The following is a 22679-nucleotide window of genomic DNA, read 5'->3' as shown; positions in this document are numbered from 1 at the left end:
CTAACGCATTGCTGAGGGGCGCGCGGTTTTTTGCGCGTCCCTCTCAAGCAAATTGTTGTGCTTTCCTTGTTCCAATGATCATGGGTTGAAAAAATCTATCATCCAGTCTACGTACGTCATCGAATCCTGCCTGCTGCATCAGTGCCATTATCGTAGGGATGCCTATGGCATAATACGCAGCCCTAAGTGCATAGGTCTTGCAAATAGGTTCACCACGATCCTCAACAAAGTACATTGTAACATCATACATCGGCGAATGTGGGTCCCAGACCTGCCAAAGCAACCAACGAATACCATTGTCTTCCCGGATGCCATATGGCTTAACCTGTTGCCTCGTCAGGTCTTCCTTCTCGTAGTCACGAACAGTGATTATGCAGCCACCACCGGGTCGCGTGCACTTATAGAACTGTTTCATAGCAACAAGTATATCTTCATCCGAAAGAAGGTGTGGAACCGAATTGTCGCAAGAAATCACGACATCGAACTGTCGCTGGTGATGGTCGAAGGCCCGCCGCATATCCGCAACCGAAAAAGCAACTGAAAGTCCTCGTTTGCTTGCCTCCTGCTTAGCCCGATCGACCTCCTCAGGTGACAAGTCAGATGCAGTGACATCATACCCGAAGGTAGATAGACCCAGTGCTTGCGTACCGATGCCGCAAGAAACGTCAAGAACCTCATGCATGGCTCCCCACATTTCACGAATAACGGAATCGATCATGTCTCCTTGGCGGTTTATACTCTTATCCCAATCCGGATAGATCAAGTGATATAGAGGTGTAAGCCCTGCATAGAATTCGTTCGTATTTATCATTGTATTAGTAATCATTATAGGCACAACCACTGATTAACCAATTTCTCAATAACACGAACTTTTTCATACTATACAGAAATATAAAATTCAGAGCAAACGTCTTCATATTAATCCCGCTAAAACCGAATTCAATTTCAAAGAAAAGAACAACCCGCAATCAGCTCTGTGTCAGATACATCACCGCTGGCACAAATTTATTAGTATTTGAATTTTATGCATTACTAGATAAAGATGCAAGGGAAAAAATATTGACAGCTTTGGACCTCGCATTTTTTGATTGGACGACCGGCATGGGCCAAAACATATGAACACTCATTTTATGTCTGCTCCTGTCCGAGCCCGTTGATCATTTGGTTTAATGCCTGCAGCAGAATTGCCAGCCCGAGTTGATGCGGTTATGCGTATTTTTATATGGGTCAAATTCTGCATCTGACAATCTTGTTGGCGGCGACTGAGTGCTTTTGTCTATTCCTTCAATCACCTTTCCGTGAATTCGGTCAGTACTTGCTCGCATACATGTTTATCAGCGTTGCTAAAAAACACAAGGCGAATATGATTAACAATCGCAAGATCAGGCAGTGTTTCCAATATTGCGTTTAGAGCAATCCGCGCAGCTGGTTCCAGTGGATAGCCAAAAGCGCCTGTAGAGATAGCAGGAAACGCTATGGACCTGATGCCATTGTCCTCGGTGAGTTGCAGTGCATTACGATAACACGAGGCCAACAATCGATCAGAAGGCTTATCTATGCCGTAGACTGGTCCAAGGCAGTGGATAACGTAGCGGTTTGGCAGATTGTGTGCGCCGGTTTTAACAGCCTCACCCGGTTGGATGGGGGCAAGCGGACGGCACTCCGCTTCTAGACCCGGTCCCGCAGCTCTATGAATAGCTCCTGCGACCCCACCGCCGATCTGCAGCTCGGCGTTGGCCGCATTGACAATGGCGTCCATGTCCGGTTGCTGCGCAATATTGCCCTGAACACATTCTATTTTCACTCCATGTAATTTTCGCGTTGTCATAAATTCTTGTCTCCTTTCATGAGAATGCCCTGTATTTTTATTGCAGAACGGCCCTTGCAAGCCCGGCACGACCTACCAGCGAGCACAGCAAAACAAGCTGGGCAAGTTATTGCAATGAAAGTTAGTGGATATTGAAATTAAACTACGTATTGCTTTTTTGATTTGGTAAGAGATATTTTATTGATATTACCTTCTAGAACGTCAAATATGATCTATTTTGAACTTTTCAACTTTTCTCTTTTAATTGTTCCCCAATTCCTCAAGACGCAAAAGGCGATGGCCTTCAAATACCGTGAGTATATCAATCCCATCTTTGGATACTCGATAAATAATGCGGTATTTTCTCGCAATGAGCTCGCGGATATTTTCATTGCCAGTTTCCGGCACCACTCTTCCAAGTCTTGGATGATCTTTTAATGCTTCGGTTTGGTCGATCAGATAATTCACAAAACCAATGGCTCGTTCCGCACTATCTTTTGATATATAATCTTCAATCTCGGTTAACCTTTCTAATGCCTCGCGAGTCCATCGTATTTGCATAACTATGTTCTTCTACGTTCCAGTTCTTTTCTCAATTCTTCTGTTGTGTAGACATCTCCATTTTTAACATCAGAAAGCCCCCGATTAATCGACTCGATCAACGATTTCTGATAGATGAGTTCATCATAATCATCCGGTGATAAAAGAACTCCGGCAGGCTTGCCGTTTTGAGTGATGACCATAGGGCGCCCTGTTGATTTAATATTTCTGAGATATTTTGAAACCTGAACCTTAAATTCAGCGACAGGCACTATGTCATTTGCAATATTGATTGATTTCATATTTACTTCCTGTTTTAAGATCACGATATCGACCTTAATATAGCCCATTAAACTTGAGATGCAAATTGTTTTTTTCTTCTTCCTTGTAACGTATTTCTCACCGGTCAGGTGCAGAAAATTGTTAAGGCCTTCTTTTTGGGTCTTGTCGATTATCAAATACTGAATGCACCACTATTTCATTCTGTTCAATTGTGTAAAATATAGAGAATGGAAATCTCCTTATAGGGCAGCCGCGAAAATCCCTATATCGAACCTGGTATATTTCTGGATAGGTGATAATTTTTTGTATAGCTGTCTCAACACAATCAAGAAAATCGAAACCAAGGCCCCTCCGTTGTCTTTCATACCAGCCAAAGGCCAATTCCAAATCTTCTCTTGATCTATCCGTATAGCGGAGCATCATTTATATTGATTCCTGATATCTTCGTGAACTGATTGCCAATCATGAAGATTCTGCTTTCCGGCCTTATATTCCCGATATCTTTTATCGAGTTCTCTTTTCTGCCATTCATGCATGGGAAGTTCCTGATTGCTCTTAGCAATTGCATCCCAAACATCTTCAATTAGTAATAATTTTTCAGAAAGATTCAATTCTTCAATTTTTTGTTTTATTTCATCAGGTCGCATTTTAATCTCTCCTTATGTGGATTTCTCATATTTATGCCTATATAGTGTGGCCTTAACATAAGATTAGGTGTACTAATGAAAAAAGCAAAGGTTGCTCTCCATGACTCCCTAATCTATGTAGCTTTATAATTGTTAATTGTTAATTGTTTTCCAAGAGGTATCCAAATAAATATCAAGTGAAAAATAATACCACCAGCAATTACACCAATTATTTCATTTTTGAATTCAGTACCTTTCAAAATATACGCTACATAAATTAATACAGCACCCCATACAATAGCACTTGAAATTATAAAATTTCTAATCTTACTTTTTTTCATAATAATGCTTCTTTCTTAAGTTTTGAATATTTAATTTATTGTATCACATACTTTTTTCATCATTACCCCCAACCGGTTACGTGTATGGTGTCGTTTGGCGATTCAAAGCACGAACCTGTCAAAACGCTACACCGTTTATTAGATGTAACACCCTTGAATTTAGCACTATCCGCCAAATACACTATACACGATGTTGTGTTTTCGTGCTTTATTATCTGGATGTTAATTGAATTGATAAATCTAAAGCATTTGCAACTAACAACAGATTTGAAATCCTTACATCTTCGCCATTTTCAATCCGAGAAATATAAGGGCGTTTCTTTCCTACAGCTTCAGCCAATTTCTCTTGGCTCATATGTAATTCTTTCCGTCTATTTCTTATAATCTCACCGAAATAATAGGAATATGCTTCATCTCGGAATTTCTCTCTGCTTTCCGAACCTTTTTCACCGTAGCGTTCTGCCAATAAGTCCTTTGCTTTCATTGTCTTCATAATTCCTTACTTTTTAAATATTCTTCTAAAATTTTCTCTGCTTCCTTGATTGCTTTAACATAATCTTTGTTCGACTTTTTTATAAATCCATTCAAGCAAACAGCCTTTGTACATTCAGAAAAATTCAAATGGTCAATCGCAAAAATCAATACTCGATATTCGTTGCCTGCTTTAATTCGTAGTTCATAAAACCTTGAATTCTTTAGTTTCTTTACGAAATTAGTATGAACAATTTTCACTTTTCCAATTATCTCAATCAATTGAAAGAATTTATCTGAAACCCTTTGTCCTTGAGCATCGATGAAATTTAAGCATTTTTCTGTAATGTCAACTTTTCTCATTTTGCAAAAGTAACGAATTCGTTACATAAAATCAAGAATTATTCTAATCTTTTTAATATCTTTTTTTGAACGCAAGGACTTTTCTTGTATGAAGCACAACCGTGTGTGTAAAACCAATTGTGTTTATACTGCCAATTGGGCTGGCTAAACACAATTATTTATATTTTACTTTTGTCATTCTATGGCTTCAAATCTATTTGTATAACGGCACCGCGCATAACCCGCCGCCCATAGATACAATGTTTTCTAATATGACAACACGATTAATTACGAGCAAAAAATGTATATTTTTTATTGAACATTTTTTGCTGCGATTTTATTGAGAACGACTACCTTGCACTACAAACTTTGTTATGTTGCGCTTATTTTTACTGATGTAAAATGTCTAATACTTTATTTGGATCCTTTGATAATAAATTTAAAAGCACGAGAGCCGGCCCTTGTGGATTCCTATCTCCTCTTTCCCAATGACGTAAAGTACCAAGACTTATCCCAAATGACGCTGCAAACTTTGGTTGAGTCATTCCTGTCCGTTCTCGTAATTTTTTTACATCTACTTGTTGTGGACGAAATTCTCTCGCACCTTTTTGCTTCCCTTTGGAATAATCAATTGCTTCTTTTAATCCTTTGCTTATACTTTTATATGCGTTATTCATTTCTCTTTCCTTTGATAATTTTTTACCAATTCTTTCAAAAGTTTCGATAATTCATTTTTCTCTGATTTGCTTAAATTGATTTTTTCATTTTTACCAAATATAGTTAATAAGAATATTGGAATTGTTTCATTATAAAAAAAGTAAATTATTCTCGAGTCACCACTTTTACCTCTATTTTTTGAAGCCCATCCCAATTTTCTTACACCACCCGTTCCTTGCATCACTTCGCCGGCTTTGGGATGTGAAGACAGATAAAAAAGCAATTCATCTCTTTCATCTCTCGATAAAATTTTGCCAGCTCGTTTTATGTATTCCGGTAATTCTACTATAGTAATTAGCACACACTAATATAATCCATTGGATTACTCTAATCAAGAGAAATATTAATAGAAAGAACTGGACTTTTGGAAAATGCTAATAATAATATTTTCAGATTTCTTGATCATCGTAATACATTTTGAAATATTTTGACAGCAACATAACCACTGATTAACCAATTTCTCAATAACACGAACTTTTTCATACTATACAGAAATATGAAATTCAGAGCAAACGTCTTTATATTAATCCCGCTAAAACCGAATTCAATTTCAAAGAAAAGAACCACCCGCAATAAGCTCTGTGTCGGATACATCACCGCCGGCACAAATTTATTAGTATTTGGATTTTATGCATTACTAGATAAAGATGCAAGGGAAAAAGTTACAAGTATGAACTCATTCAAGGGCTTTTGGATTATATACCCGGAACTCTTTTAGAGATGATCACTCGCAGGAAAAACGTTTTACTATGATGGTGGGCGTGCCGTGCCGCTTTCATTCATGTCAACCGGGAGTTGTACTATGAGGTTTGCTGTTCTGTGCTGCTTTTATTCATAGTACAACAGTGTAGTTTTAATACGAAATTGGTTTTCGTACATTTGCCGCTGGACAGAGTATCCGGGCGTGGATTCTGCCAGAGGGCTGGCGGAACCAGATAAAAGATGGTCAGCCGGGAAAGGTTCGTTTGGTTCGTTGCTTATTGGTGCGTTGGCCGACGAACTCGTCGGCCTACATGAATAGCTCGTGGCTGTATGGTGCCGCTTTCACTCATGGCTCAACCGTCATGTCATAAAAACCATGTGTGATTTATTCATGATGAGTCATGACATCCCAAGGGGATCAATGTTGTTCATCTTTTTCGTATTTTTGTTGTTCCGGCCGCCGCGCCCTGGACCGCTTTGCTTTACGCAGCAGGCCGAACGCTGCCGCCGAGGTGCGCGGATAAATGCGATAGCCGCTCTTGCGGACCTTTTGTATCCTGGGTGTGATTCGCACGCGCAGCAGGGCAAACAGACTATGCAGGGCCAGCGCCAGGGCCATTGCATAGAACAGTCCGGACGGTCCCAAACGCGACATGAACAGTCCGCCGATCAACGGTCCGGCTGCCGAGCCGATGCCATAGTATACAATGATCGCGCCGGCGGCAGTCACCATTTCATCCCGGTTGAGCTGGTCGTTCATCATGGCAATCGAGAGGGAATAGAGCGGCATTGAAAAACCTCCGAACACCAGCACCAGAGGAAACAGCATTCCGCCGCTGGCCCGGGTCACGGCGATCAACAAAGCCGCGGCAAATCCCACCACTGAGCTCATGAGAATCGCCTTGCGGCGGTCATGGCGGTCTGATATCCAGCCCAGGGGCCATTGAAAAGCCAGGGTCCCCAGCGACACCAGGAGCATCAGCACGCCGATCTGGGCTTCAACGATTCCCACCTGCTGGCCGTAGCGGGGAATCAGACTCCAGCTGGCGCCGAATAACAAGCCGTTTACGACGATTCCGGAACCGGCCAGGGGCGAGCGCATAAACGTCTTGACCAGCATAGGCGGACTCTTGCGAACCTGCGGCTGGCCGGTCACCTTGGCCAGCGTCAGCGGTACCAGACAGAGCGAGGTCAGGACTGTGGTCACGCCGAAAATCTCGAAACTCGCCGGTGAAAATACACCGATCAGCGGCTGCCCCAGTCCCCTTGAGGCATGATAGACCACCGCATATAAGCTGAGGATGCGGCCGCGATTCTGCAGGGTTGCGGACACATTCAGCCAGCTCTCCACCACCACCAGCATCACCGAAAGGCAGAGTCCGTGCGCCAGTCTCAACACCACCCAGGCGTAGGGATTGACAAGAATGACATGCATGATCGCTGTGGCCGAGGCAATCGAGGCAAAGGCGGCAAACGAGCGCACATAGCCCACCGTCCGTATCACCGGTCCGGCAATATAAATACCGGCCGCCAGTCCCGCATAAAACATCGACATAATCACACCGAAAATCGGTTCGGGAAAACCCTCAATGTTGGCACGGATCGACAAAGCCGTTCCCTGCAAAGCCGCCCCCATCCCCATGAACAGCACGGCCGCCATGATCGCGATAATTGTTGTCGCCGGCCGGTGCTCTTGCTGAAAGAGAGTCCCGGGGGAGTCAGCCGATGGGGTATGTTCCGGATTTTCCGGTTGCGCTATTGTCTGCATGTCTGTATCCAGCGTCATTTATGTGGGTTGACAAGAGTTACTCAAAAACAGCAAGGCCGCCGGTGCTGTTTGCAGTCTGTACCGCTCTTGCTCGAAGCACAACTGGAGTTGTATTACGAGTCCGCACGGCTCAGCATGTGGTCCATTACCCATAAAGTTCGGGCGGCACTTTTGCCTGTGCTGTGACAACTGCCGATACCATTCAGGGCGTCTACAACTGTCTGTATGAGCGGCTGCTGAATATGAGGCGGATTGTCGATGGAAAACTCAACACGGCCTTTGCCTGTTTCCAGGATGATCGGCCGGTTGTCAAATGTAGAATATGTAATCCTGCCTTTGCTGCCTGTAATTTCGGTTACATCCCGTTTTTCAAAGCTGGTAAAACACCAGGTACCCACGCCATGTATTCCTGACTCGAACAGGAACGTACCTGTAACAATATCTTCCGCAGGATATTTTTTTGCCTGATTGGCAACTCCTTGTATATCAATGATTTATTTTTATGAGCACTGCCCTCAATTGGCATTAAATAGTTGAGTATACAGTTCATGATGAACATTCAAAAGAAACTATTTAAAATTATTTATAAAATCAATAAAAATCATAGGTATAATTAATGAAACCTCAGACAGTACGTACTACAGAATGTACTGTTTTGTAGAGCCAGAACTTTTACACAATCCCGAATGGGACGGATGGGTGCGGCTGATCTTTCCTTCTTTCACTCGCAGCACAACCGGAGAGTTGTACGACGAGGGTGGTCCTTGCAACCGGACAGAGACTGTCCTGGCCGAGTTCCGCAAGGGGACTGGCGGAACCAGATGGAAGGGGCGCTGACTGGCCTTTGTGCTCGCGGCTGTTCTGTGCCCGCTCTTACTCGTCGCACAACTGAAAGTTGTACGACGAGGTTGGGATATCAGTCTATAACATGCCCTCGCAGCACGTGCGGACCGGCGTCGTCAATGTGCACGCGGACGCTGTCGCCGACCCGGTAATCGCCTTTTTTCAGAATGACCAGTTTGTTGCCGTCGCTGCGGCCCTGCATGTGCTCATTGGATTTTTTCGTGGAATCCTGTTCCAGCAGCACATTTAGGGTCTGACCGATGTGCGCCTGGTTTTTGCTCAGCGACGTTTCTTTCTGCAGTTCGTTCAGATAGACGATGCGTTCGGTTTTTACTTCTTCCGGCACATCATCCTCATAGTGCTTTTGTGCCAGGGTACCCTGACGTTCCGAGTATTTGAAAATAAACGCGGAATCAAACTGCACCTGACGCATTACGTCCACGGTGTCTTTAAACTCGGCATCGGTTTCCGTGGGAATCCGACAATGATATCGCGTGGTCAGGGCGATATCCGGGATATGCCGCTTGATGTCCGCCGCCAGCTGCAGATAGCTCTCTTTCGTATAGGTGCGGCGCATCAAGTCCAGTACCCGGCTGTTGCCGGCCTGCAGGGGCAGGTGGATATGTTTGCACACCGCGGGATTATCCGCCACGGTTCGAATCAGATCCGCTGGAAAATCCTTGGGGTGCGGAGATGTGAAGCGAATACGCTCGATTCCATCCACCTCGCTGACGGCGTTCAGCAGATCGGCGAATGAATGATCGTCGTATTGATAGGAATTGACATTTTGTCCCAGCAGCGTCACCTGTTTGAATCCGTCCTGCACCAGCTGCCGGACTTCGGCGAGCACGCTGTCCACGGGACGGCTGCGCTCGCGTCCGCGCGTGTACGGCACCACGCAGAACGAACAGAAATTGTTACAGCCGCGCATCACCGCGATCCAGGCGTTGACGCCGCTGCTGCGCACGGGCAGCACACCGTCGTAATTTTCCTGTCTGGAGAGTGTCACATCCATCTGCCGCTCGCCGGTCTGCGCGTGTTTGCGGATCAGCTCCGGCAGCCGCCGGTAGCTGTCGGGTCCGGCGATAAAATCCACGGGCAGTTTTTTCTCGGCGATCAGACGTTCCTTGTAATCCGTGGCCATACAGCCGACCACCCCCACCTGCAGCGGGTGATCCACCTGGCGGCGGATGTCATGGACGCGCGCGTAAATCCGCCGCGCCGCGCTCTCGCGCACCGAGCAGGTGTTGAGCAGCACAATATCCGCGTGCTCCGGTTCGGGCACGGTGACATAGCCGTGCGATTCCAGAATGGCGATCATCAGTTCGCTGTCGTATTCGTTCATCTGACAGCCGTAGGTTTCAATATAAACGTTCAAATCAATATTCCCTGAATGCTGTTGTCTTTGATGGCTTTTAGTTTAACGCGTCTCATTGTATTTTCAAGCGCTTTCTGCGAGGGGACCCGAACCCGGATATAGGTGTCGGTCAATCCGTCCCAGAGGCCGTTTTTCCGCTGTTCGAACAGCACCGGTTCGCTGCGGCCGATGTTCTGCTGCAGATACAGCCGGCGTTTGCGCGCGCCCAGACCGCGCAGGACGTGACTGCGTTCTTCGGCAATGTCTGCATCCACCTTGCCGGGAAACAGTCGGCTCTTGTTGTTCAGTCGGTCCGAGTAGCGGAACACGTGAAAATAGGAAAACGGCAGATCACGCGCGGTCTCATAGGTTTCTTTGAACAGCTCGTCGGTTTCACCCGGGAATCCGACCAGAATATCGGCGCCCAGACTGATATTCGGCACGATTTCCACCGCTTGCTGCAGATATTCTGAAAATTCCCGCACCGTATAGCGGCGTTTCATGGCTTTGAGAATGGTGTCGCTGCCGCTCTGCATGGAGATATGCAGATGCCGGCAGATTTTGTCACTGTTCGCCATCAGGTGCAGCAGCGCTTCATCCACGGTCTTGCCTTCAATCGACGAGATACGGATACGCTGCAGACCCTCAATCGGCTCCAGAGCCCGGATCACGTCGGTCAGAGTTTTATCCTTATACTGATAGGTGCCGATATTGATACCGGAGAGCACGATCTCCTGATGTCCGGCGCGCACCAGCTGCTGCGCTTCCTGCAGGATATCATCAAACACGCGGCTGCGGGCGCGTCCGCGCGCATAGGGCACCTCACAGAACGTGCAGAAAAAATTGCAGCCGTCCTGGATTTTGAGATTGGCGCGCGTGTGTTGCCGGTCAATACCGGCGGCCGGCAGGATAAAGGGATGCGCTTCAATGGGACTGTTGTCCGCCACCGGCTCGGATGTATGGGTATCAATAATCGCCGGCAGATTCATTTTATGGGCATTGCCCACCACCCAGTGCACGCCGGGCAGTTCAGTTAGCTGACCGGCCTGAGTCTGCGCCTGACAGCCGATGAGCGCGATGCGCGCGTCCGGACACTCGCGCTGAATGCGGCGCACGGTCTTGCGCGTGTCCCGATCGCCGCGCTCGGTGACGGTGCAGGTGTTCACCACCACAATATCGGCGCTTTGGCCGAATTCAACGATCCGGTGGCCGCTCTGTTCAAAATGATTTTGTAACACCGCTGTTTCCGCCTGATTCAGGCGGCAGCCGATGGTGTAAAAGGATATAGTCATTCATGTCCTGTTTTGTTTCAGCAAAGACTATTAATATATAAAATGATGCACGGGTTTGCAAATAAATTAATGGGGTTTGGTGAACAGAAACCCGTGAAAGGGGAATTGAGATATATATCTATGATTACGGTATCAGACCAATCGTATTGTCCTGTCTGGAACCATATTTCGGGGAAAAGGTTCCTCGTGAAAAAAAGGAGATATGGAAACCCCTTGAGGCAGGCTATTGCAGCCTGCCTGTGGGAGGAAAGTCGTTCTGCTATTTGTGTTTTGCGAACGGGAGCATTTTTTCTTTTACTTTTTCAGTTACTCGCGGACCACGGAGGTCTTTACCGATAATGCTGCCGTCCGGGCCGATGAGGAGTGTGGTTGGAAATGCGGTAATACCATAGCGTTGCAAAATATCGTCGCTGGCGAGGGCGTTTGGATAGGGGATGTCCTGAGCGTCAATAAATTTCGCCAGCCTTGTCGAGTCATCCTCTGCGATTTCCCATAGAGCAAACTTATTTCCGGCCAAAGTTTCGTGCAGGTTGATTGTCCCTGTAATTTCAGCCAGAGGTTCAGTGTGTGATGGTTGAATCAGGGTAACAAGCAAAATACTGAACAGCAGAAAAACGCCGTTCGATTTTAATTCCGGACAAACTGAAATCATAGTGACCTCCCATTTGATGGTTTTGTTGATCATAAATGATGGATGTGGTAATGTCTGGGTGGCTTTCCCCATACGCCGAATCAATCATGATACGGTCTTTGCCCGGTGCATAATCAAAAATGTATTACCAGCGATATTTTAATGAAATTTTCTATGAATGTCAAGTTGTAATCTAAAAGTAAAGGCGCATCCGCAAACACTTTGGAATGTGAATATTTTAAAATTGTTTTATTTAATAAACTATTTTTATTCACAGACAGGAAACCAAAAGCAAAACTAAAGCGTTTTATTGCATTTAAATAAAATTACTGTTATCTTTGACCATGTTTAAAACCTGAATAAATGACGAGACGATTCTGAGAAACCGATTGACAGGAGATCAAATGACAGAAAACGAAATTTGGCCGGGGAAACCGTATCCCCTGGGCAGCACATGGGACGGCAAGGGCGTGAATTTCGCCTTGTTTTCAGAACATGCCGAGGCGGTGGAACTCTGCTTTTTCGATGACTCGGGTGTGCGCGAAACCCGTCGAATCAAACTGACCGAGCGCACCAATATGATCTGGCATGTTTATGTGCCCGGTATCAAACCGGGACAACGTTACGGCTATCGGGTTTCCGGTCCCTGGGACCCGGCGCAGGGACACCGGTTTAACTCGAATAAAGTATTGATCGATCCATACACCAAAGCCATTGACGGCAACCTGAACTGGGATAAATCTTTGTACGGATATGAAATGGGGGACAAGGAAGCGGATCTCAAAGCAAATACAGCGGATAACACGCAATATATCCCAAAAAGCGTGGTGGTGGATTCGTCTTTCGACTGGGAAGACGACCAGTCCCCGGCTATTCCGTTTCATCAGACGATTATTTATGAAACGCACGTCAAAGGCATGACCGCCCGGCATCCGGATTTGCCGCCGGAACTGCGCGGCACCTATCCCGGAATGACACATCCGTCTGTGATCAAGCATTTGTTGTCGCTTGGTATCAATGCGATAGAGATCATGCCGGTGCATCAGTTTATTCATGATGAACGGCTGGTCAAATTGGGATTGTCCAATTACTGGGGATACAACACCATTGGATTTTTTACGCCGCATTGCGATTACGCCAGTGACGGGCTTTTGGGTCAGCAATTGATTGAATTCAAAGAGATGGTCAAAGCCTTTCACCGCGAGGGTATTGAAGTGATCCTGGATGTGGTTTACAACCATACCGCAGAGGGGAACCAGTTGGGACCGACACTGAGTTTCCGCGGGATTGACAATGCGTCGTATTACCGGCTGAACCCAAAAGATCCGCGTTATTATACGGATTATACCGGCACCGGCAATACGTTAAATATGCGCCATCCCAACGTGCTGCAGATGCTCATGGACAGCCTGCGCTACTGGATCGAGGACATGCATATAGACGGATTCCGTTTTGATCTGGCTTCGGCCCTGGCGCGCGAGCTGCATGACGTGGATCGTCTGAGTTCGTTCTTTGATGTCATTCATCAGGATCCGGTGATCAGTCAGGCCAAACTGATCGCTGAACCCTGGGATGTGGGCGAAGGCGGCTACCAGGTCGGCAATTTTCCGGTCGGCTGGGCGGAATGGAACGGCAAATATCGTGACACCGTGCGCGATTACTGGCGCGGCGCCGACCGCACGCTCGGAGATCTGGCCTATCGTCTCACCGGCAGCTCGGATTTGTATCAGGATGACGGCCGGCATCCCACGTCGAGTATTAATTTTGTCACAGCGCATGACGGGTTTACCCTGCATGACCTGGTTTCCTATAATGAAAAACACAATGAGGCCAACGGAGAGAACAATCAGGACGGTGAGAGCTTTAACCGATCCTGGAATATGGGAGTTGAGGGACCGACGGATGATCCGGTGATCCTGGAACTGCGCGAACGGCAAAAGCGAAATTTTCTCACCACGCTGTTTCTGTCCCAGGGGGTGCCCATGCTGCTGCACGGGGATGAACTGGGACGTACGCAGAACGGCAACAACAATACGTATTGTCAGGACAACGAGATCTCATGGCTCGACTGGGAGCATGTGAATTCAGATTTGCTTGAATTCACCCGTCGGCTGATCCATTTCCGTATCGAACATCCTGTGTTTCATCAGCGCAAGTGGTTTCAGGGCAAGCCTATACACGGCGAAAAGGTAAGTGATATTTCCTGGTTTACCCCGGACGGCGAAGAAATGGATGAGGAAAACTGGGGAGAGGGACACGCCAAATCTCTGGGTGTGTTCCTGTACGGACGCGGAATTCGCAGCGTCAATCCCAAAGGTGAGGCGATCACAGACGACAGTTTTTATCTGCTGTTCAACGCGTCTGATAAAGATGTTGAATTTGCGCTGCCTCCCGAGACCTGGGGGAAGCAGTGGCGCCGGGTGGTGGATACGGTGGATGCGGACTGGGACAGCGATGCAGTCTACAACCCCGGAGATACCCTTTCCGTGAAAAAGCATTCCATGGTGGTGTTAAGATATGAAATATGAACCGTCTGCGGTTTACCGTGTACAATTGAATCAGAATTTTAATTTTGACCAGGCAGCCGGTATTGCCGGCTATCTGAAGGACCTGGGTGTCAGCCATTTGTATTGTTCACCGATTCTGCAGGCGGCGCCCGGCAGTTCGCACGGATACGATGTGGTTGATCCTTCCCGTCTGAACCAGGAACTGGGAGGTGAAGAGGCGTATTTGCGTTTATGCGAACGTCTTGCCGAGCTAAAAATGAGTCAGCTGCTGGATATGGTGCCCAATCATATGGCCATCACCGGTCCGGAAAACCCCTGGTGGTGGGATGTTCTGGAGAACGGCCCGTCCAGCCGGTTTGCGTCCTATTTTGATGTGGACTGGGATCCGGCCAACGCGCCGTACAGCAATTTGATGCTTCTGCCGGTGTTGGGCGATCATTACGGCCGCGTTCTGGAAAATAATGAGTTTAAACTGGCACACAACCAGGGCTGGTTTACCATAACCTATTACGATGTGGAATTTCCGGTTTCGCCGCGGTCTCTGGCCTCGCTGCTCGAAACCGTGGCTCACCGCAGTCATTCGGAAAAAATATCCTTTATCGCCGGAGCTCTGCAGAATCTGCCGGTAGCCACGGCCACGGACCGGAAAAGCGTGCAGCGCCGGCATCGTGATAAACAGGTGCTCGGTGAATTGCTGCACAATCTCTGCCTAAAAAATGAACGCATTGCGCAAATCATCGACGAGGTCGTGGAGGAAATCAATCAGAATCCCGACGCGCTGGACGCGTTGTTCGGTGAACAGAATTACCGCGTCGCGTTCTGGCGCAAGGCGGAACAGGAAATTGCCTATCGCCGCTTTTTTGATATCCAGAGTCTGGTGGGTCTACGCATGGAAGACGAACAGGTGTTCCAGGATACACATCAGCTGATATTCAAGCTGATTGCAGACGGGCATGTGGAGGGTCTGCGTATTGACCATCCGGACGGCCTTTTTGACCCGCGCACCTATTTCAAACGGCTGAGCGACCGCTATTCCGGGCTTTGGGTGCTTGCGGAAAAGATACTGGAACCGGATGAGCATCTGAGACAGTCCTGGCCTATCAGCGGCACCAGTGGTTATGATTTTCTCAATTTGGTGAACGGTTTGTTTGTGCAGCCGGAACACGAGCAGCTGTTCACCGAATTCTGGTCAGAGAACAGCGGACTGGACAATGATTATGAACAGCTTGTCTATGAAAAAAAACATCAGGTGATGCAGCAAATGCTGGGCAGTGATGTCAATACATTGACCGCCTTGCTGCTCGAAATCGCCGAAGGTCATCGCCGGCATCGCGATTATAACCGTGGCCAGGTGCACCAGGCGATTCGCGAGATTGCCGCCTGTTTTCCGGTGTATCGGACTTATGTACAGGCGGAAGAATATGAAATTTCGGATAATGATATTCGGTATATTGAAGAGGCGGTCGGGCGCGCGCGTGAGAATCGTAAAGATTTGGGCGTGGACCTGTTTGAGTTTATTCGCGATATTCTGATGCTGCGCATTCGGGGTGAACGGGAGAGCACATTTGTCATGCGCTTTCAGCAGTTTTCCGCTCCGGTTATGGCCAAGGGCGTGGAAGACACCACCTTTTATGTTTACAATCGGCTGGTTTCTCTGAATGAAGTGGGCGGTTCGCCGGATCAATTCGGTCGCCCTTTAAAGGATTTTCACGAGCACAACAGCGAAATACAGCGTCACTGGCCGGATGCGCTGCTGACCTTGTCTACGCATGATACCAAACGCAGCGAAGATGTGCGCAGCCGTTTGAATGTGCTGTCCGAGATCCCGGATCAGTGGATCAGCGCGGTACGCGACTGGATGCAGAAGAATGCTCAATACAAACAAAACGAGTATCCGGATTTCAACACCGAGTATCTGTTCTATCAAAATCTGATTGGAGCCTGGCCGGTTGACAAACAGCGTATGCTCGATTATATGCAAAAAGCGATTCGGGAAGCCAAGGTGTACACCTCATGGACCGACCAGAATGAGGAATATGAAAAAGCAGTCGTTGATTTTATCGAGCAGGTTTATGCGGATAAATCTTGCATCAAAAACATCGAGTCATTTGTCGATGACATCAAGACCGCCGGTTATATGAACTCTCTCGCACAAACCCTGCTGAAATGCACGGCTCCAGGCATACCGGATATGTATCAGGGGACTGAGCTCTGGGATTACAGTCTGGTAGACCCGGACAACCGGCGGCCCGTGGATTTTCAACGGCGTGCCAAACTGCTGAAATCGTGCAATAAACTGAACGCGGCGCAGGCGCTTGCGCATCTGCAGGATGGAACCGTTAAACTCTGGCTGATTCGGCGGGTGCTAAAAATACGCTCCCAATATTCCAAAGAATTTGCAAACGGCGGTTATACCCCTATGCAGGTGGAAGGCGAGCACAAAGACAGCTTTATTGCTTACCGACGCGGAACCCGTATTGTGGTTCTGGTCCCGCGCTGGTGGATGACCAACAAAGGTGAATGGCCTGAAACCCGTTTTACCTTGCCGGAAGGCGACTGGCAAAATGCACTGACAGACGAAATCCGGCAGGGTGGGAGTTATGCCGTTCAGGAACTTTTGGCCACGTTTCCGATGGCTTGTTTTATACGGGAGGAATAGTATGAATCCATTCAGAATATGGGCGCCGCATGCGGAACGCATGCGATTGCGCCTGTCTGATCAAACCCTGGATATGACGGAGACACACAACGGCTGGTGGACCGTCTCGGTTAGCGGTCTGAAACATGGCGACCGTTACGGGTTTCTGATCAATAATGACGAACAGGTGCTGCCGGATCCGCGCTCACCCTGGCAGCCCGGCGGCGTGCATGATCTGTCCGCCTGGGTCGATCATGCAAAATATACATGGGGAGATCAGGGGTGGCGTCCGCCGCCTCTCGGCTCTGCGCTGCTCTATGAACTTCATATCGGCACGTTTACAGACGGCGGTACCTTTGAATCGGCTGTTGAGCGTCTAAATGATCTGGCGGAGCTGGGTATCACGCATGTGGAACTCATGCCGGTGAACGAGTTCTCCGGTGACCGCGGCTGGGGCTATGACGGCGTGGATTTGTACGCGCCGCATCATGCCTACGGCGGTCCGCATGGCCTTAAAATGTTTGTCGATGCCTGCCATCAGCGCGGTTTGGCCGTGATTCTGGATGTGGTGTATAATCATCTGGGACCATCCGGAAATTATCTCGCCCGGTTCGGTCCGTATTTTTCCAACCGCTACCATACACCCTGGGGCGATGCGGTCAATCTGGACGGGTCCGGCAGCGATGAGGTGCGGCGGTTTTTTATCGATAATGCATTGATGTGGCTGCGCGATTATCATATGGATGGTCTGCGCGTGGACGCCGTGCACAGCATTTTCGACCAGTCCGCTGTACATTTTTTGGAATTGCTCAAGCACGATGTCAGTGCGTTGTCAGTGCGTCTGGGCAAAGAGTTGCCGGTGATTGCGGAAAGTGATCTGAATGATCCGCGGCTGATCCGTCCGCTGCAGGCCGGCGGATACGGGCTGGATGCGCAATGGACGGACGATATTCATCATGCCTTGCATGCCTTTTATACAGGTGAACGAATCGGCTATTATATTGATTTTGGAACACTTGCAGCTGTTGCCAAAGCATTGAAACATGCCTTTATTAACGACGGGCGATACTCTTCATTTCGCAACCGTCGGCATGGCCGACCGGTTGGTGATTTGCCCGGAGACCGGTTCGTGACCTTTTTACAAAACCACGATCAAGTCGGGAACCGCGCCTATGGGGAGCGGCTGCATCATCTGGCCGGCATCAACGCACTCAAACAGGCGGCTGCCCTGCTGTTCACATCGCCTTACATTCCGCTGGTGTTTCAGGGAGAAGAATGGGCGGCCTCTACTCCGTTTTATTATTTCACCAGCCATCCGGAACAAGACCTGGGCGAGGCGGTAACCCAAGGCCGTCGGCGGGAATTTTCCGAGTTCGGCTGGGAAGAAGAAATTCCCAATCCCCAGGACATTGATACGTTTGAAGCGTCGCGGCTGAACTGGGAGGAACGCAGCGAGCCGGAGCATGAAGATATTTTAAATTGGTACAAAGCATTGATTCGAATCCGCAACACGTATCCCGAGTTGATAAACGGCGACCGCGATTCGGTTCAAATTGATTTTGATGAGCAGCATACCTGGCTCCGGGTTCAGCGCGGACGTGTGGTTGTGATTTGTAACACGGGCGCTGAAAAGACTAAACTCAATGCCCCGCATGCGGATAGAGCCAACGTACTGCTGAAATCGAGGGATTCGATCGTGATCAAAGCGGATTCCGTGACTTTGCCTGCAGAGTCTGTGATTATTTATTGTATGGGAGAATCGTCTGATGCACAACAACTGGAGAATATGAAATGAATTTTGACGCGTTATTAAAACAAACCGGTGACTGGTTTCTGAACACGGGCGTTCAGGTTGTACTGGTACTGATTGTCATGGCCATTTTTCTGCGCTACTCGTCTATGGTGGCGGACCGTTTTTTCAGTTCCGTGACCAAACGCGCCGGCAAATACCACGATGACGCCGAGTTTCAGAAACGCAGTGATACGCTGGCACAGATTCTGAAATATGTGATCAATATAGCGGTATTACTCATCGGCGCCATTATGATTCTGGATCAGGTCGGCGTGGAAATCGGGCCGATTCTGGCCGCTGCCGGTGTTTTAGGTCTTGCTATTGGTTTCGGCGCCCAGAGTCTGGTCAAGGATATCATCAGCGGATTTTTTATTCTACTCGAAGATCAGATTCGTGTTGGCGATGTGGTGGATGTGGCCGGCAAAGCCGGTATGGTTGAGAAAATCAATCTGAAAATGACCACGCTTCGTGACCTGGGCGGCAATGTACATTTTGTTCCCAATGGTGAAATTTCCGTGGTCACCAATATGACCAAAGGCTTTTCTCGTTATGTTTTCAAAGTCGGTGTCGCCTATCGGGAGGATGTGGATCAAGTCATGCAGGTGATGCGGGAGGTGCATGAGGAACTGCGTCAGGACGATGACTTTAAAGATGATATCACAGAGCCGCTGACCATGCTGGGGGTGGATGAATTTGCGGATTCCGCTGTGGTGATCAAGGCATACACGACAACCAGGCCGATCAAGCAATGGCGGGTGGCGCGTGAATACAATCGCCGACTGAAAAAAACCTTTGACGAACGCAATATCGAGATCCCGTTCCCGCACGTTACCTTTTATGCCGGACAGGACAAAGACGGCAGCGCGCCGCCATTGGATGTGCATGTCCAGTCGGCGCCGGGCTCTGATCATGAGTGAGGTGCCCTATAAATATCGTGCTGGTCTGCATTCGGCGGTCAATAAATCAGCGTCCTGGCCGGCGCATTATAACTCGATACGGTTTTGTATCGGAATTGACGTACAGATCAAGCGCGGATGCGCCTGGTTTGCAACGTCACGGGACGGAAAATATTCAGGCTCCGGCTGGATTGATTATGATTTCCCGCAACAAACCGCAAACCGGCTGCGGGATGCATTGATAGATGCGGTTGCCTCGTCTCCGGATAGAGTGGCAATCGGCATTGATGCGCCCGGCAGCCGCTTCCCGTACTGCGCTTGCATCACTGGGATCGCAAAAGTCTGTCCTGGCAGCCGCGCAAAGCGCAACAGCGAGGATATGGCCGTCATTGTGAAGTGGTGATCCGGGCGATGAATCTGGTAAACCGGGGTTTTGTGCCGTAACAGTAGCCGGCGGGTACCGGGAGGTGGCCCCGGGCGTACCGGCATTTTACTGGCTGCCGGATGAGTATCGATACCGTCAGGCGGAACTGATACAAAAAAAGATCGGCGATGAAATCCTGGTGATTGCGAACACTGGCGGTGTGATAACCCTGCCGGATGCAAATGAGTTTATTTTATTAATTCTGCACAATTTTTTTAATTGAATTTGTCATAATATGTCAAGCACTCCTCTGCCAAACGTCTGCACTGGAATGGTTACCAGTCCCATTGCCAATAGATAAACGGCATAAAAATACCATAATAGGTAATGCGTTCCTGTGCATCGGGAAAAAACATATCAATTATTGGAAACTCTAACCTCAGATTACGTAAAAATGCTCTCCTGGATCGATAAAATGGAGCCATCCGAAAACCATAGCAATACTGAATTTTCCCCGGTACATGATCAAAATAGGAAAAGGTTGAACCATTGGAATAGTTAAGGTGGAATGAAATCCATGGTTTGGGACGATAGTCGATTCCGATAGCGGTATTGAGGTTGATTTCATCGGAAAAGTGTCTTCCTTTTCTGTGTTGTTTTGCTTTGAATATGTATCGAATGTGAATAAATAAAACCTGTTGAGGCATGGATGTAACAGTTAGCAAGAGGATTCCAGGATAAATGAAACTGATTGACGGAACTCGTGCCTTTGCGTATTAGATCAACTTTACCATCTTTTTCTTCATTTACATTAAGCTCTTTATAAAAATACTGAAACATTGTTTCAAAACACACGGCCGGTATCAAATGATTTTTCTCTAAAATTTTGAATCGAAAATTCAAACTGGGGATGGGTAAATGAGGCTCAACAATTAATCCCCCCAGCAGTGGGAGGAAATCTATTTCAGCAGTAAGCCAGTCTGTCAATCCCACCCATGCCCAGCTCGGAACCGGAAAATTCGTCGGGGATTGTGCATAAATCCATTCGCCTTTCTTGAGTGTATATGCTGTATTGGCATCAAGGGGGTGCAGCATAATTTCATCCTGTAACCCCTGTTCTGAAACCTGAGAAAGGCCGATTGATTCAGATTCAGTGCTGTTCTCGTGAGCAGACAGAGCATGTGACAGGAAAATTGCCATGGTGATATTCAACATAAATTTCCGGCTTTGCATCTTTTATACCTTTCAAACGGCAATGTCCATGATTTTATCGTTTTCAGATGCAACAATATCCTGAACGTCTACTGACAAGCAACCTTCGACCGCTTCATAGAGATTATTTAACAGCTCGTCAAATGATTCTCCCTGGGTTGCACATCCGGGGATGGAGGGTACCTTGGCCCAGTATCCTCCTTCTTCTGCTTGATGAATGACGACTTGGTTTCATTTTCATTCCTTTTAATTAAAGTCATAGACAGCACAGATCATCGCTAATTTGTGTGAACTGTGCTGTCTATAAAAATGATTTATTTGATCATCTTGTAAATCGCATAACTGCGGCCCGGTATACTGAGATTGTACGACGTGCCGTTGCGTTTGATTTTTATTTCGTTTCCTGCCAAAAGTATCAGTTGGGACACGGCCGGTTTCAGATCAAACTCGGCGTCTGCGGCTTTTTCACGCGGGTTGAGGACGACCAGGGCCATATCATCGCCATTGGCGCGCGCATAGATGAACGGATATTCGTTTTCCACCGCATAAACCGGCACAAATTCGGCATAAGCGGTGAACGCCGGTTCGCTCTTTTTTAACTCGATCAGGCGTCGCACCCGATTGAGCAGCGAGTTGGGATCGGTTTCCTGGTCTTTGACATTGGGCGCGTCATCCGCCGTATCCACCGGCAGGTAGAGTTGGTCAGGATCGGCGGTGGAAAAACCGCGATTGATGCCGTCATCCCATTGCATCGGGGTACGGCCGCCGGCGCGCGGTTTGTAGGCGCCTTCCACGTAGGGCAGGCCGTAAAGCTGACGCATTCCGATTTCGTTGCCGTAAAAAATAAACGGAATACCGGGCATGGTCAGGTTGAATGCATAAATGGCTTCCAGATCATCCGTCGAGCGTTTGATGTTCAGACGCGACAGATCATGATTGCCCAGCGGCAGGTTGATATACCCGTGTCCCACCGTTTTTTTGTACTGATCCATATAACTTGCCAGAAAATTGGTAATATTGCCCTTGCCTTGTTTGTCAAAATAGCTGTGGCCCTCGGAATGTCCGTTCAGGATTCGCCAGGATTCCTTCTGCAGCAGGTCATGATAGCCGTGGAACCAATGATAAAAATCAGCGTGAAACCCGCCGCCGTCCAGTGCGGATTTCGGATGCGACCATTCCGCCACCATAAACGATCCCGGATATTCGGTATCCAGAATCTCCCGAATTTTGCTCCAGAAAATTTTGGTTCCGTCTTCGTGCGTGTTGAAAAACTGATCATTGCCGGTGATATTGGCGGTTTTGACCAGAGCGCCTGCCATATCGGCGCGGAATCCGTCAGCGCCCATATCCATCCAGAACCGCAGTACGCGTTTCAGTTCTTCCTGCAGCGCCAGTACATCCGGATGATCGATGGGCAGCATCCAGTCTTCTTCCGGTTTGAGCAGATGCCTTGAAATATCGTACGCCGGCTGACTCCAGTAGAAATTGCGCATAAACTGACCGTTGCGGCGGCTATAGCCCTTGATGAACGCGTCTGGACGCCCGCGGATT

The 22679-nt window shown here is 48.0% G+C and carries 25 protein-coding genes; 6 read left to right on the top strand and 19 right to left on the bottom strand.

Features of this window, described 5'->3' with window-relative positions; genetic code table 11:
* Positions 1 to 43: 43 nt before the first annotated feature.
* The 16 genes from U5R06_12880 to U5R06_12805 all read right to left on the bottom strand — a co-directional run bounded on the left by U5R06_12880 (position 44) and on the right by U5R06_12805 (position 11773).
* Complete coding sequence (locus U5R06_12880) at positions 44 to 718, bottom strand: class I SAM-dependent methyltransferase (GenBank protein MDZ7723663.1); 675 nt, start codon at positions 716 to 718, stop codon at positions 44 to 46.
* Between the two features lie 570 nt (positions 719 to 1288).
* A complete protein-coding gene (locus U5R06_12875; protein ID MDZ7723662.1) occupies positions 1289 to 1828 on the bottom strand; it encodes a macro domain-containing protein in 540 nt (179 codons plus the stop codon).
* A 240-nt stretch (positions 1829 to 2068) separates the two neighbouring features.
* Positions 2069 to 2368 carry a type II toxin-antitoxin system RelE/ParE family toxin gene (locus U5R06_12870; GenBank protein ID MDZ7723661.1) on the bottom strand — a complete coding sequence of 100 codons (300 nt, stop codon included), beginning with the start codon at positions 2366 to 2368 and terminating at the stop codon, positions 2069 to 2071.
* A gap of 2 nt (positions 2369 to 2370) precedes the next feature.
* Positions 2371 to 2649: a type II toxin-antitoxin system Phd/YefM family antitoxin gene (locus U5R06_12865; protein MDZ7723660.1), complete on the bottom strand. Its 279-nt coding sequence runs from the start codon at positions 2647 to 2649 to the stop codon at positions 2371 to 2373.
* Between the two features lie 121 nt (positions 2650 to 2770).
* Positions 2771 to 3049 carry a type II toxin-antitoxin system RelE/ParE family toxin gene (locus U5R06_12860; GenBank protein MDZ7723659.1) on the bottom strand — a complete coding sequence of 93 codons (279 nt, stop codon included), beginning with the start codon at positions 3047 to 3049 and terminating at the stop codon, positions 2771 to 2773.
* Positions 3049 to 3276: an addiction module protein gene (locus U5R06_12855; GenBank protein MDZ7723658.1), complete on the bottom strand. Its 228-nt coding sequence runs from the start codon at positions 3274 to 3276 to the stop codon at positions 3049 to 3051. Before U5R06_12855 ends, U5R06_12860 begins: the two co-directional genes overlap by 1 nt.
* Before the next feature lie 113 nt (positions 3277 to 3389).
* Entirely contained in the window at positions 3390 to 3596 is a 207-nt protein-coding gene (locus U5R06_12850; GenBank protein ID MDZ7723657.1) for a hypothetical protein, read from the bottom strand.
* A gap of 211 nt (positions 3597 to 3807) precedes the next feature.
* Positions 3808 to 4089 carry a helix-turn-helix transcriptional regulator gene (locus tag U5R06_12845; GenBank protein MDZ7723656.1) on the bottom strand — a complete coding sequence of 94 codons (282 nt, stop codon included), beginning with the start codon at positions 4087 to 4089 and terminating at the stop codon, positions 3808 to 3810.
* Positions 4086 to 4430 carry a type II toxin-antitoxin system RelE/ParE family toxin gene (locus U5R06_12840; protein MDZ7723655.1) on the bottom strand — a complete coding sequence of 115 codons (345 nt, stop codon included), beginning with the start codon at positions 4428 to 4430 and terminating at the stop codon, positions 4086 to 4088. Before U5R06_12840 ends, U5R06_12845 begins: the two co-directional genes overlap by 4 nt.
* A 368-nt stretch (positions 4431 to 4798) precedes the next feature.
* Entirely contained in the window at positions 4799 to 5086 is a 288-nt protein-coding gene (locus U5R06_12835; GenBank protein MDZ7723654.1) for a helix-turn-helix domain-containing protein, read from the bottom strand.
* Positions 5083 to 5427: a type II toxin-antitoxin system RelE/ParE family toxin gene (locus tag U5R06_12830; GenBank protein ID MDZ7723653.1), complete on the bottom strand. Its 345-nt coding sequence runs from the start codon at positions 5425 to 5427 to the stop codon at positions 5083 to 5085. The genes U5R06_12835 and U5R06_12830 overlap by 4 nt, the downstream gene beginning before the upstream one ends.
* Before the next feature lie 819 nt (positions 5428 to 6246).
* Positions 6247 to 7596, bottom strand: a complete 1350-nt coding sequence (locus U5R06_12825) for an MFS transporter (protein MDZ7723652.1) — start codon at positions 7594 to 7596, stop codon at positions 6247 to 6249.
* 113 nt (positions 7597 to 7709) lie between these two features.
* The gene (locus tag U5R06_12820) at positions 7710 to 7994 is read right to left on the bottom strand and encodes a hypothetical protein (protein MDZ7723651.1); all 285 of its coding nucleotides are present in this window, start codon (positions 7992 to 7994) and stop codon (positions 7710 to 7712) included.
* Positions 7995 to 8512: 518 nt separating this feature from the next.
* A complete protein-coding gene (miaB, locus tag U5R06_12815) occupies positions 8513 to 9817 on the bottom strand; it encodes a tRNA (N6-isopentenyl adenosine(37)-C2)-methylthiotransferase MiaB (GenBank protein ID MDZ7723650.1) in 1305 nt (434 codons plus the stop codon).
* Positions 9814 to 11088 (bottom strand): tRNA (N(6)-L-threonylcarbamoyladenosine(37)-C(2))-methylthiotransferase MtaB, encoded by a 1275-nt coding sequence (gene mtaB, locus U5R06_12810; protein ID MDZ7723649.1) that lies wholly within the window; start codon positions 11086 to 11088, stop codon positions 9814 to 9816. The genes miaB and mtaB overlap by 4 nt, the downstream gene beginning before the upstream one ends.
* Before the next feature lie 259 nt (positions 11089 to 11347).
* Positions 11348 to 11773, bottom strand: a complete 426-nt coding sequence (locus tag U5R06_12805) for a hypothetical protein (GenBank protein MDZ7723648.1) — start codon at positions 11771 to 11773, stop codon at positions 11348 to 11350.
* Between the two features lie 350 nt (positions 11774 to 12123).
* Here U5R06_12805 and glgX point away from each other — a divergent pair, with 350 nt between their 5' ends.
* The 6 genes from glgX to U5R06_12775 all read left to right on the top strand — a co-directional run bounded on the left by glgX (position 12124) and on the right by U5R06_12775 (position 20199).
* Entirely contained in the window at positions 12124 to 14247 is a 2124-nt protein-coding gene (gene glgX, locus U5R06_12800; GenBank protein ID MDZ7723647.1) for a glycogen debranching protein GlgX, read from the top strand.
* Positions 14237 to 16885, top strand: a complete 2649-nt coding sequence (treY, locus tag U5R06_12795; protein ID MDZ7723646.1) for a malto-oligosyltrehalose synthase — start codon at positions 14237 to 14239, stop codon at positions 16883 to 16885. The genes glgX and treY overlap by 11 nt, the downstream gene beginning before the upstream one ends.
* A gap of 1 nt (position 16886) precedes the next feature.
* Positions 16887 to 18659 carry a malto-oligosyltrehalose trehalohydrolase gene (treZ, locus tag U5R06_12790; GenBank protein MDZ7723645.1) on the top strand — a complete coding sequence of 591 codons (1773 nt, stop codon included), beginning with the start codon at positions 16887 to 16889 and terminating at the stop codon, positions 18657 to 18659.
* Positions 18656 to 19573, top strand: coding sequence for a mechanosensitive ion channel family protein (locus U5R06_12785; protein ID MDZ7723644.1), 918 nt, complete (start codon positions 18656 to 18658; stop codon positions 19571 to 19573). The genes treZ and U5R06_12785 overlap by 4 nt, the downstream gene beginning before the upstream one ends.
* On the top strand, positions 19539 to 19955 hold the full coding sequence (locus U5R06_12780) for a hypothetical protein (GenBank protein MDZ7723643.1): 417 nt from the start codon (positions 19539 to 19541) through the stop codon (positions 19953 to 19955). The genes U5R06_12785 and U5R06_12780 overlap by 35 nt, the downstream gene beginning before the upstream one ends.
* Positions 19956 to 20019: 64 nt before the next feature.
* Positions 20020 to 20199, top strand: coding sequence for a hypothetical protein (locus tag U5R06_12775; GenBank protein ID MDZ7723642.1), 180 nt, complete (start codon positions 20020 to 20022; stop codon positions 20197 to 20199).
* 341 nt (positions 20200 to 20540) lie between these two features.
* Here the strand turns inward: U5R06_12775 and U5R06_12770 are convergent, their stop codons facing one another.
* From U5R06_12770 to U5R06_12760, 3 genes are all read right to left on the bottom strand, one after another.
* Positions 20541 to 21131, bottom strand: a complete 591-nt coding sequence (locus U5R06_12770) for a hypothetical protein (protein MDZ7723641.1) — start codon at positions 21129 to 21131, stop codon at positions 20541 to 20543.
* 30 nt (positions 21132 to 21161) lie between these two features.
* On the bottom strand, positions 21162 to 21347 hold the full coding sequence (locus tag U5R06_12765; GenBank protein MDZ7723640.1) for a type II toxin-antitoxin system HicB family antitoxin: 186 nt from the start codon (positions 21345 to 21347) through the stop codon (positions 21162 to 21164).
* Between the two features lie 95 nt (positions 21348 to 21442).
* The coding region (locus U5R06_12760) for an alpha-amylase family glycosyl hydrolase (GenBank protein ID MDZ7723639.1) at positions 21443 to 22679 on the bottom strand (1237 nt) is incomplete at its 5' end.

Source organism: candidate division KSB1 bacterium, assembly GCA_034521575.1.
Lineage (GTDB): Bacteria > Zhuqueibacterota > Zhuqueibacteria > Residuimicrobiales > Krinioviventaceae > JAXHMJ01.
Note: the sequence above shows the minus strand (reverse complement) of the source record. Positions and strands in the feature narration are given on the sequence as shown.